The organism is Pseudomonas sp. AN-B15 (assembly GCF_019056475.1).
Classification (GTDB): domain Bacteria; phylum Pseudomonadota; class Gammaproteobacteria; order Pseudomonadales; family Pseudomonadaceae; genus Aquipseudomonas; species Aquipseudomonas parakoreensis.
The window spans coordinates 4,411,499-4,424,717 of record NZ_CP049737.1 but is presented as its reverse complement, the minus strand read 5'-3'; the positions used below and the strand labels follow the sequence as shown (position 1 = coordinate 4,424,717).

The 13,219-nt window shown below is 61.8% G+C and carries 10 protein-coding genes and 1 riboswitch; of the genes, 9 read left to right on the top strand and 1 reads right to left on the bottom strand.

Annotation, left to right across the window (positions count from 1 at the left end; translation table 11 throughout):
• Positions 1-386 precede the first annotated feature (386 nt).
• The 7 genes from GTQ41_RS20020 (at position 387) to astE (ending at position 8,264) form a co-directional block, all read left to right on the top strand.
• The gene (locus GTQ41_RS20020) at positions 387-1,607 is read left to right on the top strand and encodes an aspartate aminotransferase family protein (RefSeq protein WP_047295848.1); all 1,221 of its coding nucleotides are present in this window, start codon (positions 387-389) and stop codon (positions 1,605-1,607) included.
• A gap of 239 nt (positions 1,608-1,846) precedes the next feature.
• The gene (gene aruF, locus GTQ41_RS20015) at positions 1,847-2,866 is read left to right on the top strand and encodes an arginine/ornithine succinyltransferase subunit alpha (protein WP_025112905.1); all 1,020 of its coding nucleotides are present in this window, start codon (positions 1,847-1,849) and stop codon (positions 2,864-2,866) included.
• A gap of 51 nt (positions 2,867-2,917) precedes the next feature.
• Positions 2,918-3,943, top strand: coding sequence for an arginine N-succinyltransferase (gene astA / locus GTQ41_RS20010; protein ID WP_047295845.1), 1,026 nt, complete (start codon positions 2,918-2,920; stop codon positions 3,941-3,943).
• Complete coding sequence (gene astD, locus GTQ41_RS20005) at positions 3,940-5,409, top strand: succinylglutamate-semialdehyde dehydrogenase (RefSeq protein WP_196302444.1); 1,470 nt, start codon at positions 3,940-3,942, stop codon at positions 5,407-5,409. The genes astA and astD overlap by 4 nt, the downstream gene beginning before the upstream one ends.
• Before the next feature lie 141 nt (positions 5,410-5,550).
• A complete protein-coding gene (gene astB / locus GTQ41_RS20000) occupies positions 5,551-6,897 on the top strand; it encodes an N-succinylarginine dihydrolase (RefSeq protein ID WP_047295841.1) in 1,347 nt (448 codons plus the stop codon).
• Between the two features lie 56 nt (positions 6,898-6,953).
• The gene (locus GTQ41_RS19995; protein WP_007963090.1) at positions 6,954-7,241 is read left to right on the top strand and encodes a hypothetical protein; all 288 of its coding nucleotides are present in this window, start codon (positions 6,954-6,956) and stop codon (positions 7,239-7,241) included.
• Between the two features lie 12 nt (positions 7,242-7,253).
• Positions 7,254-8,264, top strand: coding sequence for a succinylglutamate desuccinylase (gene astE / locus GTQ41_RS19990; protein ID WP_047295839.1), 1,011 nt, complete (start codon positions 7,254-7,256; stop codon positions 8,262-8,264).
• A gap of 129 nt (positions 8,265-8,393) precedes the next feature.
• Here astE and GTQ41_RS19985 read toward each other — a convergent pair whose 3' ends face one another.
• Positions 8,394-8,903, bottom strand: coding sequence for a 6,7-dimethyl-8-ribityllumazine synthase (locus GTQ41_RS19985; RefSeq protein ID WP_047295837.1), 510 nt, complete (start codon positions 8,901-8,903; stop codon positions 8,394-8,396).
• A gap of 101 nt (positions 8,904-9,004) precedes the next feature.
• Positions 9,005-9,176, bottom strand: a riboswitch (FMN riboswitch).
• 188 nt (positions 9,177-9,364) lie between these two features.
• On the opposite strand from GTQ41_RS19985, the gene ltaE reads away from it, so the two are divergent.
• Positions 9,365-10,369, top strand: coding sequence for a low-specificity L-threonine aldolase (ltaE, locus tag GTQ41_RS19980; RefSeq protein WP_047295836.1), 1,005 nt, complete (start codon positions 9,365-9,367; stop codon positions 10,367-10,369).
• Positions 10,370-10,515: 146 nt separating this feature from the next.
• Positions 10,516-13,134, top strand: coding sequence for an alanine--tRNA ligase (alaS, locus tag GTQ41_RS19975; RefSeq protein ID WP_047295834.1), 2,619 nt, complete (start codon positions 10,516-10,518; stop codon positions 13,132-13,134).
• The last annotated feature ends 85 nt before the right edge of the window (positions 13,135-13,219 follow it).

Sequence of the window (13,219 nt, the reverse complement as noted above, 5' to 3'; positions counted from 1 at the left end):
CGAGTGTTTCGTAGCGTCGACCCTGGCCTCTTTCATCTCGCCTTCGTGGGTGTATCGGGTTGCCCGGTTGTTTCGGCGCTTGGGCGATCGCCTGCGCTGGAAAAGCCCGCCCGGTAAAAACGGCTCTTCAGGGTGATGTGCGGTACATATATACCGCACTCGCCAATTCGTTCTCGGGTACAAATCAGCAAGCTGCCGCAAACGGCTGCGGCCAGTTAAACTGCGCCTTTGCGACGCTATATGTCGCATTGCCGTAAACCCGGGAAAATCCGGGGTTTGCGCTATAAGAAGTTGTCGCTTGGCGACAAGGCCGGGCTGAAAACTGTCCTTACAATCCCCCCATCGCTCGCCAGTTTCAGGCGGGTGTTCCTCTTCAGGAGACTCCGATGTCCGTTGAGCACGCTGCGGTAGAACGCGCCGATTTCGACCAGGTAATGGTTCCCAACTACGCGCCTGCCGCTTTTATTCCGGTGCGTGGCGCCGGTTCCCGCGTCTGGGACCAGAGCGGCCGCGAGCTGATCGACTTCGCCGGCGGGATTGCCGTTAACGTATTGGGCCATGCGCATCCGGCGCTGGTCGGTGCGCTGACCGAACAGGCGAACAAGCTGTGGCACGTGTCCAACGTGTTCACCAACGAGCCGGCCCTGCGCCTGGCGCACAAGCTGATCGACGCCACGTTCGCCGAGCGCGTGTTCTTCTGCAACTCCGGCGCCGAAGCCAACGAGGCCGCCTTCAAGCTGGCCCGTCGCGTGGCGTTCGACCGTTTCGGCAGCGAGAAGTACGAGATCATCGCTGCGCTCAACAGCTTCCACGGCCGTACCCTGTTCACCGTCAACGTCGGTGGCCAGTCGAAGTACTCCGACGGTTTCGGTCCGAAAATCACCGGCATCACCCACGTCCCTTACAACGATCTGGCCGCGCTGAAAGCGGCGGTGTCCGACAAGACCTGTGCGGTCGTGCTCGAACCGATCCAGGGCGAGGGCGGTGTACTGCCGGCGGAACTGGCTTATCTGCAAGGTGCCCGTGAACTGTGCGACGCGCACAACGCGCTGCTGGTGTTCGACGAAGTGCAGACCGGCATGGGCCGTACCGGCCACCTGTTCGCCTACCAGCATTACGGCGTGACCCCGGACATCCTGACCAGCGCCAAGAGCCTGGGCGGCGGTTTCCCGATCGCCGCGATGCTGACCACCGAAGCGCTGGCCAAGCATCTGGTGGTCGGCACCCACGGCACCACTTACGGCGGCAACCCGCTGGCGTGTTCGGTAGCCGAAGCGGTGATCGACGTGATCAACACCCCCGAGGTGCTGAACGGCGTCAACGCCAAGCACGACAAATTCAAGACCCGCCTGCAGCAGATCGGCGAGAAGTACGGCCTGTTCACTCAGGTGCGTGGCCTCGGTCTGTTGATCGGTTGCGTGCTGAGCGATGCCTGGAAAGGCAAAGCCAAGGACATCTTCAACGCCGCTGAAAAAGAAGGCCTGATGATTCTGCAGGCCGGCCCGGACGTGATTCGTTTTGCCCCGAGCCTGGTGGTGGAAGACGCCGATATCGACGCCGGCCTGGACCGCTTCGAACGCGCTGCTGCTGCACTGACACAAGCCTGATAGACCCTTCGGCGCCTGAGGATTCTGGCGTCGAACCCAATTTTGATACCGGGCAATATCAAATGTGGGAGCGGGCTTGTGGTGAGGGGATTTATCCCCGATGGGCTGCGCAGCAGCCCCAAGCTTTTTGAGGGCCGCTACGCGCCCCATCGGGGATAAATCCCCTCACCACAAAAGCCCGCTCCCACAGTATCCGGTGTTTTTTTCAGTAAATTTTTATAAGAGAAAGGAGTGACACCATGCTGGTGATGCGCCCTGCGCAAATGGCTGATCTGGGCGAGGTACAGCGTCTGGCTGCGGATAGCCCGATTGGTGTCACTTCCTTGCCGGATGACGTGGAACGTCTGAGCGACAAGATCGCCGCAAGCGAAGCCTCGTTCGCTGCCGAAGTGAGTTTCAACGGCGAGGAAAGCTACTTCTTCGTCCTCGAAGACACCGCCACCGGCAAACTGGTCGGCTGCTCGGCCATTGTCGCCTCGGCCGGCTACTCGGAGCCGTTCTACAGCTTCCGCAACGAGACCTTTGTCCACGCTTCCCGCGAGCTGAAGATCCACAACAAGATCCACGTGCTTTCGCAATGCCACGACCTGACCGGCAACAGCTTGCTGACCAGTTTCTACGTGCAGCGTGAGCTGGTGGGGTCGCCGTGGGCCGAGCTCAACTCCCGTGGTCGCCTGCTGTTCGTTGCCAGCCACCCGGAGCGTTTCGCCGATTCGGTGGTGACCGAGATCGTCGGCTACAGCGACGAGAACGGCGACTCGCCATTCTGGGATGCAATCGGTCGCAACTTCTTCGACCTCAACTACGCCGAGGCCGAGCGCCTGTGTGGCCTGAAGAGTCGCACGTTCCTCGCCGAACTGATGCCGCATTACCCGATCTACGTGCCGCTGTTGCCGGATTCCGCGCAAGAAGCGATGGGCCAGGTGCACCCGCGTGCGCAGATCACCTTCGACATCCTGATGCGCGAAGGCTTCGAAACCGATCACTACATCGACATTTTCGACGGTGGCCCGACCCTGCATGCGCGTGTTTCGGGGATCCGTTCGATCGCCCAGAGCCGTGTGGTGCCGGTGAAGATCGGCGAGCCGGTCAAAGGTGCCGGGCGCCAGTATCTGGTGGCCAACGCGCAGTTGCAGGATTACCGCGCGGTGCTGCTGGAACTCGATTACGCGCCGGGCAAACCGGTGACCCTGGATCTGGAAGCAGCCGAAGCCCTGGGCGTCGGTGAAGGTGCCAGCGTGCGCCTGGTGGCGGTTTAACGCCTTAGCGAGTTTCACGGGTGGCGAAGGCGGCCCGTTTGAGGAGATAGCATGATTGTTCGTCCCGTACGCAGCAGCGATTTATCCGCGCTGATCGACCTGGCCCGCAGCACCGGCACCGGCCTGACCACGTTGCCGGCCAACGAAGAACGCTTGACCCACCGGGTCGGCTGGGCCGAGAAGACCTTTCGCGGCGAAGCCGGTCGTGGCGACGCGGACTATCTGTTCGTGCTCGAAGACGACAACGGTCGCGTGGTGGGGATTTCCGCCATCGCCGGCGCGGTCGGTCTGCGTGAGCCGTGGTACAACTTCCGCGTCGGCCTGACCGTCAGCGCCTCGCAAGAGCTGAACATTTATCGCGAGATTCCGACGCTGTTCCTCGCCAACGACCTGACTGGCAACTCCGAGCTGTGCTCGCTGTTCCTGCACGCCGATTACCGCACCGGCCTGAACGGCCGCATGCTGTCCAAGGCGCGCATGCTGTTCATCGCCGAGTTCCCGGAGCTGTTCGGCAACAAGATCATCGCCGAGATGCGCGGCGTCTCCGATGAAGCCGGTCGTTCGCCGTTCTGGGAAAGCCTCGGTCGGCACTTCTTCAAGATGGAATTCAGCCAGGCCGACTACCTGACCGGCGTCGGCAACAAGGCGTTCATCGCCGAACTGATGCCGAAATTCCCGCTGTACACCTGCTTTCTGTCGCCGGATGCGCGCAACGTCATCGGTCAGGTGCACCCGGACACCGAGCCGGCGCTGGCGATGCTCAAGAGCGAAGGTTTCAGCTATCAGGGCTACGTCGATATCTTCGATGCCGGCCCGGCCATCGAGTGCGAAACCAGCAAGATCCGCGCAGTCCGCGACAGCGAAGCGCTGGTGCTGGCGATCGGTACGCCGGGCGAAGACGCCACGCCGTTCATCATCCATAACCGCAAACGCGAAGACTGCCGCATCACGGCTGCCCCGGCCCGTCTGGCCGCCGGCACGCTGGTGGTCGATCCGCTGACCGCCAAACGTCTTCAACTCAGCGCCGGCGATCAAGTGCGCGCCGTGGCGTTGTCTGCTGCTCGGGAGTCGAAATAATGAATTCGCTATACATCGCAGGTGAATGGCTGGCCGGTCAGGGCGAAGCCTTCCAGTCGCTGAACCCGGTGACCCAGCAAGTGCTGTGGTCGGGGGAGGGCGCCAGCGCCGCTCAGGTCGAGTCCGCCGTGCAGGCGGCGCGTCAGGCCTTTCCGGGTTGGGCGCGGCGTTCGCTGGATGAGCGCATCAGCGTCCTCGAAGCCTTTGCCGCCGCCCTGAAAAACCACAGCGACGAACTGGCCCGCACCATCGGTGAGGAAACCGGCAAGCCCCTGTGGGAAGCCGCGACCGAAGTCACCAGCATGGTCAACAAGATTGCGATCTCGGTGCAGAGCTACCGCGAACGTACCGGCGAGAAGAGCGGCCCGCTGGGCGACGCCACCGCCGTGTTGCGCCACAAGCCGCACGGTGTGGTGGCGGTGTTCGGCCCTTACAACTTCCCGGGCCACTTGCCGAACGGCCACATCGTGCCGGCGCTGCTGGCCGGTAACAGCGTGCTGTTCAAGCCAAGCGAGCTGACGCCGAAAGTCGCCGAGCTGACGGTCAAGTGCTGGATCGAAGCCGGTCTGCCGGCCGGCGTGTTGAACCTGCTGCAAGGCGCTCGCGAAACCGGTATCGCCCTGGCGGCGAACCCGGGCATCGACGGTCTGTTCTTCACCGGCTCGAGCCGTACCGGCAATCACCTGCACCAGCAGTTTGCCGGGCGTCCGGACAAGATCCTCGCGCTGGAAATGGGCGGCAACAATCCGCTGGTGGTCGATCAGGTCGCTGATCTGGACGCAGCCGTTTACACGATCATTCAGTCGGCCTTCATCTCCGCCGGCCAGCGCTGCACGTGTGCGCGTCGTCTGCTGGTGCCGCAAGGCGCGTGGGGCGACAGCCTGCTCAAGCGTCTGGTTGATGTCAGCGCGACCCTCGAAGTCGGTGCGTTCGATCAACAGCCGGCGCCGTTCATGGGCTCGGTGATTTCCCTTGGAGCGGCGAAAGCGCTGATGGATGCCCAGCAACATCTGCTGGCCAATGGCGCGGTGTCGCTGCTGGCGATGACGCAGCCGCAAGCGCAATCAGCCTTGCTGACCCCGGGCATTCTTGATGTGACCGCCGTGGCCGCGCGTCCGGACGAAGAATTGTTCGGCCCGTTGCTGCAAGTGATCCGCTACGCCGATTTCGCTGCGGCGATCGCTGAGGCCAACGACACCGCTTATGGCCTGGCGGCTGGCTTGCTGTCGGATTCCGAAGATCGTTATCAGCAGTTCTGGCTGGAAAGCCGCGCCGGTATCGTCAACTGGAACAAACAGCTGACCGGTGCCGCGAGCAGCGCGCCGTTCGGCGGTGTCGGCGCTTCGGGCAACCATCGCGCCAGTGCTTACTACGCGGCGGATTACTGCGCGTACCCGGTGGCCTCGCTGGAAACCCCGAGCCTGACGTTGCCGGCGGCCCTGACGCCTGGCGTGAAAATGGTGTGATGCCTATTCGCGAGCAAGCTCGCTCCCACAAGGGCGATGAGATCCTGTGGGAGCGAGCTTGCTCGCGAAGGCCGCGACGCGGTCGCACTGAACAGTTAGTTACTGAAGCCTATAACAACAGATTCTCGTGGAGCCTCGCTGATGAAATCCTATGAAGTCAATTTTGACGGTCTAGTGGGGCCGACCCATAACTACGGCGGTCTGTCCTACGGCAACGTCGCGTCCCAGAGCAACAGCCAGCAGTCCTCGAACCCGAAGGAAGCGGCGCTGCAAGGCCTGGCGAAAATGAAAGCGCTGATGGAAATGGGCTTTCAGCAAGGCGTGCTGGCGCCGCAGGAGCGTCCGGACGTGGCCGCATTGCGCCGCCTGGGTTTCAGCGGCACCGACGCGCAAGTGATCGAGCGCGCCGCCAAAGAAGCCATGCCGTTGCTGGTTGCCAGTTGCTCGGCGTCGAGCATGTGGGTGGCGAATGCCGCCACCGTCAGCCCGAGTGCCGACACCGCTGACGGTCGCGTGCACTTCACCGCCGCCAACCTCAACTGCAAATACCACCGCAGTATCGAACACCCGACCACCAGCCGCGTGCTGGGTGCGATGTTCGCCGATCAACAGCACTTCGCCCACCACGCCGCGTTGCCGGCGGTGGCGCAATTCGGTGACGAAGGCGCGGCCAACCACACGCGCTTCTGCCGTGAATACGGCGAGGCCGGTGTCGAGTTTTTCGTGTTCGGGCGCAGTGCGTTCGACACCCGTTACCCGGCGCCGCAAAAGTACCCGGCGCGCCAGACGCTGGAAGCGTCGCAAGCGGTGGCGCGTCTGCACGGTCTGCGTGACGAGGGCGTGGTCTACGCGCAGCAAAACCCGGCGGTGATCGACCAGGGCGTATTCCACAATGACGTGATCGCGGTGGGTAACGGCGAGGTGTTGTTCTATCACGAGGACGCGTTCCTCGACACCGAGCAAATGCTGGGCGAGTTGCAGGGCAAACTGGCCAAGGTCGGTGGCCAGTTCCAGTCGGTCTGCGTGCCGCGTTCGGCGGTCACCGTGGATGATGCGGTGCGTTCCTATCTGTTCAACAGCCAGTTGCTGTCGCGTCCTGATGGCTCGATGCTGCTGATCGTGCCGGAAGAGTGCCGTGGCAACGAGCGCGTGTGGAACTACTTGCAGGGGCTGACCAGCTCCGGCGGCCTGATCCGCGAAGTCAAAGTCTTCGACCTCAAGCAAAGCATGCAGAACGGCGGCGGCCCGGCGTGCCTGCGACTGCGCGTCGCGCTCAACGAAACCGAGCTGGCGGCCGTCAACCCAGGGGTTATCATGACCGCACCGTTGTACGGTTCGTTGACCGCATGGGTTGAAAAGCACTACCGCGACCGCCTGAGCGAAACCGATCTGGCGGACCCGCAATTGCTGCTTGAATGCCGGACGGCACTGGATGAACTGACGCAAATCCTTAAACTGGGCGCGGTTTATCCATTCCAGATCAATTGATGGCCGGCGCGTCGCTGAACGCGACGCGCGGCTTGTCTCCCCAAGAGAGTAAAAACATGAGCGATTCCCTGCAGCTGATCCTTGAAGACACCGACGGCACGCAACTGCAAACCTCGTGCACCCGCGTCGCGGTCATGTGGCAAGGCAAAGAGCTGTGGATCCAGCAGGACGGCCGTGGCCAGCTGCTGATCGGCGTGGACGTCGAGGAAGGTGACGAAGAGTACGCCAACCTGCTGCTGCGCCCATTGGCAACTAATCTGGTCAGTCTGCAACTGGAAATGGAACCGGCTGAGGTCGGCGACGAAGACCACGTGCACGGCCCGGATTGCAACCACGATCACTAAGGAAACCGCTCTATGCTCGCCCTCGGCAAACTGCTTGAACTGACCCTCGCCGGCCGTGAACCGGCGGAGAAGACTCAACTGACTGTCGAAGGCGTGCGCATGCGCTGGTTGAGCGAGGGTGCGCTGGAAGTCCGGCCACCCGAAGCGCGCGACAATGGCCTGGACCTGCTGCTGTCGGCAGGCATCCACGGTAACGAAACAGCGCCGATCGAATTGCTCGACCGGCTGCTGCATGACATCGCACGCGGCGATCTGAAGCCGCGTGCACGCATTCTGTTCCTGTTCGGCAATCCGGAAGCGATTCGCAAGGGCGAGCGCTTCGTCGAGCAGGACGTCAACCGGCTGTTTAACGGCCGGCATGAACAAACCAGCGGTTCCGAAGCCATCCGCGCCTGTGAGCTGGAACGCCTGGCGGCGAGTTTCTTCAGCCTGCCGGACCGTCAGCGTCTGCACTACGACCTGCACACCGCGATTCGTGGTTCGAAGATCGAGCAGTTCGCCCTGTATCCGTGGAAAGAAGGACGCCAGCATTCGCGCCGCGAACTGGCGCGTCTGCGTGCTGCCGGGATGGACGCGGTGCTGTTGCAGAACAAGCCGTCGATCGTGTTCAGTTCCTACACCTACGACAAGCTCGGCGCCGAGGCTTTCACCCTGGAACTGGGCAAGGCGCGGCCATTCGGGCAGAACCAAGGGGTGGATGTTTCACGTCTGGAAACCCGTCTGAAGCAGATCATCGAGGGCAATGAGCCGGATCTGGCTGCAGAGGGACTGGAGGGTTTGCAGCTGTTCAGCGTCGCCCGGGAAATCATCAAGCACAGCGATGCGTTCCGCCTGAACCTGCCGGCGGACATCGAGAACTTTTCTGAATTGGACGTCGGTTATGTGCTGGCCGAAGATCTGGCCAATACCCGCTGGATCATCGAGGAAGAGGGCGCACGCATCATCTTCCCGAACCCCAAGGTCAAGAACGGCTTGCGCGCGGGCATCCTGATCGTGCCGGCCACCGACGAAAACCTCGCCTGATGCCGTCTCTGAGCTGACAGAAATTCCTGTAGGAGCTGCCGAAGGCTGCTATCTTTAGATCTTGTTTTTAGACGATCAAAAGATCGCAGCCTCGTTTCACTCGACAGCTCCTACAGGGGAGCGTTGTGGTCAGACGGCGACTGCACGCGGCTCACTGCGACGCAGCGCGCGAACCTTCTGCAGTGTATCCGCGCAAGTCCGCGCCGCTTCCTGACCCTTGTGCACGAAGTGCTCGAAGAAGAATTTCTGATGCTCTTCACCGGCATGGAAGTGATGCGGGGTCAGCGATACCGAGAACACCGGCACTTCGGTCTCCAGCTGCACCTGCATCAGGCCGCTGACCACTGACTGGGCGACAAACTCGTGACGATAGATGCCGCCGTCCACGACCAGAGCGGCCGCGACGATGCCGGCATAACGGCCGGTCTTGGCCAGCAACTTGGCGTGCAGCGGCATTTCAAAGGCGCCGCCGACTTCGAAGAAATCGATGTCCGATTCCTGATAACCCTGAGCGAGCATTTCGGCGACGAAGCCCTTACGGCTCTGGTCGACGATTTCCTTGTGCCAGCAGGCCTGGATGAACGCAACGCGCTCGCCGTGGGGGTGTTTGCTTTTGCTGTCGATAGCGGTGGGTTGCATGTTCTGACTCCTGTTTGTGTGAAAAACAGGGCGTTATGAATCGAAAGGGATTCAAGGGTACGCACGAGCACAAAAGCGCGCGGACGGCCCTTTGGCGTCAATCCCGTTCTCTCTTCATCCGGACTATGACCGTCGGCCCCGGAATCACACCGGGTCTGCTGACCTTGCCGTCGTGCACCGCCAATGCCGTGTCCGTCGTCAAGCGCTCGCGGGCTATGCGCGTTGCGCGCAATTACCGCCGGTGGGGAATTACACCCCGCCCTGAGAACGTTTTTGCCGCCCGTTCTCGGGCGGCGCAGCGTTTTTATCACATATTTTCCGGCCTTGCACAGAACCTGTGGGAGTGTGTTCTCAAGAAGTAATCTGACCTTTTCTCATTCAAGGGTTGATAAATCGGCGCCATGACCGCAGTAATTCACCTTCGAAAAGGGATTTCCCCTGCTGACTCTGAGGCCAGGTTCATGAGCATTATCGATCTTCGCAGCGACACCGTTACCCAACCGACTCCTGCCATGCTCGACGCGATGACGGCGGCGGCCACCGGTGACGATGTGTACGGCGAAGATCCGACGGTCAATCGTCTGGAGGCGGAACTGGCGAAGCGCCTGGGGTTCGCCGCTGCGCTGTTCGTGCCGACCGGCACCATGAGCAACCTGCTGGGCCTGATGGCGCACTGCGAACGTGGCGACGAATACATCGTCGGCCAGCAGGCGCACACCTATAAGTACGAAGGCGGTGGCGCGGCGGTGCTCGGCTCGATCCAGCCGCAGCCGCTGGAAGTGCAGTCCGACGGTTCGCTGGATCTGGATCAGGTCGCGGCAGCGATCAAGCCGGACGACTTCCATTTCGCCCGGACCCGTTTGCTGGCGCTGGAAAACACCATGCAAGGCAAAGTGCTGCCGCTGGAGTATCTGGCCCGCGCCCGCCAATTCACCCAGAAGCATGGTCTGGCCCTGCACCTGGACGGCGCGCGGTTGTACAACGCGGCGGTCAAGCTCGGTGTGGATGCCCGCGAGATCACGCAACATTTCGATTCGGTGTCGGTGTGCCTGTCCAAAGGCCTTGGCGCGCCGGTGGGTTCGGTGCTGTGCGGTTCAGCCGAGTTGATCGGCAAGGCCCGCCGCCTGCGCAAAATGGTCGGCGGCGGCATGCGTCAGGCCGGTTTGCTCGCGGCGGCGGGGCTGTACGCGCTGGATCACCACGTCGAGCGTCTGGCGGATGACCATGCCAACGCGCACTATCTGGCCGAAGGCCTGCGCGAGGCCGGGTTCAGCGTCGAGCCGGTGCAGACCAACATGGTCTACGTGCCAATGGGCGACCGTGCCGAAGCGCTCAAGGCGTTTGCCGCCGAACGCGGGATCAAGTTGAGCGCCGCCGCGCGCTTGCGCATGGTCACGCACATGGACGTCAATCGCTCGCAAATCGAGCAAGTGATCGCGACATTCGTCGAGTTTTCGCGCAAGTGACAGCGTTAGCCGTCCAATTGACCGTTACTATCGTATAAACACGCTGTACCCCGCGCGAAGGGCCGATATAATGCGGCCCTTTGCCGTCGTTTCGTCTGTTGACGTTTCGTACAGGCCTTTGGCCGCAGCCTCCGTGGAAGAACCTAATGAAAAGCGCAGAAATCCGTGAAGCCTTCCTTCGCTTCTTCGAAGAGCAAGGCCACACCCGTGTAGCCTCCAGCTCTTTGATTCCGGGCAACGACCCAACCCTGCTGTTCACCAACGCGGGGATGAACCAGTTCAAGGACTGCTTCCTGGGCCAGGAAAAGCGCGCGTACACCCGCGCAACCAGCAGCCAGAAGTGCGTGCGTGCCGGTGGCAAGAACAGCGACCTGGAAAACGTCGGTTATACCGCTCGTCACCACACCTTCTTCGAAATGCTCGGTAACTTCAGCTTCGGTGACTATTTCAAGCACGACGCGATTACCTTTGCCTGGACCTTCCTGACCGGCGTTCTGAAACTGCCAAAGGAAAAACTCTGGGTCACCGTCTACGCGTCCGACGACGAAGCGTATGACATCTGGACCAAAGAAATCGGTGTGCCGGTCGAGCGCATGATCCGCATCGGCGACAACAAAGGCGCGCCTTACGCCTCCGACAACTTCTGGACCATGGGCGATACCGGCCCGTGCGGCCCATGCACCGAGATTTTCTACGATCACGGCGACCACATCTGGGGCGGCCCACCGGGTTCGCCGGAAGAAGACGGCGACCGTTACATCGAGATCTGGAACAACGTGTTCATGCAATTCAACCGCACCGCCGATGGCGTGTTGCATCCGTTGCCAGCGCCGTCGGTCGACACCGGCATGGGCCTGGAGCGGATCAGTGCGGTGATGCAGCACGTCAATTCCAACTACGACATCGACCTGTTCAAGAACCTGCTCAAAGCCTCGGCTGAAGCCATCGGTTGCGAAAACGGCGATCAGTCGTCGCTCAAAGTGGTGTCCGACCACATCCGTTCGTGCGGTTTCCTGATCGCCGACGGCGTGCTGCCGTCCAACGAGGGTCGCGGTTACGTGCTGCGCCGGATCATCCGTCGCGCCTGCCGTCACGGCAACAAGCTGGGCGCCACTGGCAGCTTCTTCTACAAGATCGTCGCGGCGCTGGTTGCCGAGATGGGCGACGCTTTCCCGGAACTGCAGAAGCAGCAGAGCAACATCGAGCGCGTACTCAAGGCTGAAGAAGAGCAGTTCTCCAAGACCCTGGAGCACGGCCTGAAGATCCTCGAACAGGATCTGCTGGAACTCAAAGGCACCGTGGTGCCGGGCGACGTAGTGTTCAAACTCTACGACACCTACGGTTTTCCGATGGACCTGACGGCCGACATCGCTCGCGAGCGTGGCTTGACCGTCGACGAAGTCGGCTTCGAGCGTGAAATGGAAGCCCAGCGTGTGCGTGCACGTTCGGCCAGCTCGTTCGGTCTGGATTACAACACCCTGGTCAAGGTTGATGTGGCCACCGAGTTCACCGGCTACACCGACACCAGCGGCTCGGCAAAAATCGTCGCTATCTATAAAGATGGCCAGTCGGTCGACGTTTTGAGTGAAGGCGAAGAGGCGGTGATCGTGCTGAACCAGACGCCGTTCTACGCTGAATCCGGCGGCCAGATCGGCGACTGCGGTTTCCTGCAGGCCGGTAACGCACGTTTCGACGTCCGTGATACCACCAAGACCGGCGGCGCGTTCCTGCACCACGGCGTGCTGGATTGCGGCAGCCTGACCATCGGCGCGCCAGTGGAAACCCACGTCGATGCCGAAGTGCGTCACGCGACCTCGCTGAACCACTCCGCGACTCACTTGCTGCACGCTGCGCTGCGTCAGGTGTTGGGCGAGCACGTTCAGCAAAAGGGTTCGTTGGTGGATAGCCAGCGTCTGCGCTTCGACTTCAGCCACTTTGAAGCGATCAAGCCTGAGCAGATCAAAGCGCTGGAAGACATCGTCAACGCCGAGATCCGCAAGAACTCCGCGGTTGAAACCGAAGAAACCGACATCGAAACCGCCAAGCAGAAGGGCGCGATGGCGCTGTTCGGCGAGAAGTACGGCGACAACGTGCGCGTGCTGAGCATGGGCGGCGACTTCTCTGTCGAGCTGTGCGGCGGTATCCACGCCAACCGTACCGGTGACATCGGCCTGCTGAAAATCATCAGCGAAGGCGGTGTGGCATCGGGTGTGCGTCGTATCGAGGCAGTCACCGGTGCTGCGGCGCTGGCCTACTTGAACGCTGCTGAAGAACAACTCAAGGAAGCGGCCAACCTGGTCAAGGGCAGCCGCGACAATCTGATCGACAAGCTGTCGGCTGTGCTGGAGCGCAACCGCGCGCTGGAAAAGCAACTCGAGCAGTTGCAGGCCAAGGCTGCCAGCGCCGCCGGCGACGATCTGTCGAACTCGGCAGTCGACGTCAAAGGCGTGAAGGTGCTGGCTGCACGTCTGGATGGTCAGGACGGCAAGGCGCTGCTGGCGCTGGTTGATCAGCTGAAAAACAAACTCGGTCGCGCAGTGATCCTGCTCGGCAGTGTCCATGAGGAAAAGGTCGTACTGGTTGCAGGCGTAACCAAGGACCTGACTGGCCAACTCAAAGCCGGTGATTTGATGAAGCAAGCTGCTGCGGCAGTGGGCGGGAAGGGCGGTGGTCGTCCGGACATGGCGCAGGGCGGCGGTGTCGACGCCGGCGCACTGGATGGCGCCCTGGCGCTGACCGTTCCATTCGTCGAGCAGGGTTTATAAGACGGCCCGCCGGGCCCGCAGTCTAGTGGCGGGTCCGGCGGCTGTTCGAGTGATTATTGGGCGCCCTTCATGGGCAGAGGCGGCT

Bases quoted from the DNA above. Each gene is read 5' to 3' on its own strand.
- GTQ41_RS20020 (WP_047295848.1), top strand. From the start codon at position 387: ATGTCCGTTGAGCACGCTGCGGTAGAACGCGCCGATTTCGACCAGGTA.
- aruF (WP_025112905.1), top strand. From the start codon at position 1,847: ATGCTGGTGATGCGCCCTGCGCAAATGGCTGATCTGGGCGAGGTACAG.
- astA (WP_047295845.1), top strand. From the start codon at position 2,918: ATGATTGTTCGTCCCGTACGCAGCAGCGATTTATCCGCGCTGATCGAC.
- astB (WP_047295841.1), top strand. From the start codon at position 5,551: ATGAAATCCTATGAAGTCAATTTTGACGGTCTAGTGGGGCCGACCCAT.
- GTQ41_RS19995 (WP_007963090.1), top strand. From the start codon at position 6,954: ATGAGCGATTCCCTGCAGCTGATCCTTGAAGACACCGACGGCACGCAA.
- astE (WP_047295839.1), top strand. From the start codon at position 7,254: ATGCTCGCCCTCGGCAAACTGCTTGAACTGACCCTCGCCGGCCGTGAA.
- GTQ41_RS19985 (WP_047295837.1), bottom strand. From the start codon at position 8,903: ATGCAACCCACCGCTATCGACAGCAAAAGCAAACACCCCCACGGCGAG.
- ltaE (WP_047295836.1), top strand. From the start codon at position 9,365: ATGAGCATTATCGATCTTCGCAGCGACACCGTTACCCAACCGACTCCT.
- alaS (WP_047295834.1), top strand. From the start codon at position 10,516: ATGAAAAGCGCAGAAATCCGTGAAGCCTTCCTTCGCTTCTTCGAAGAG.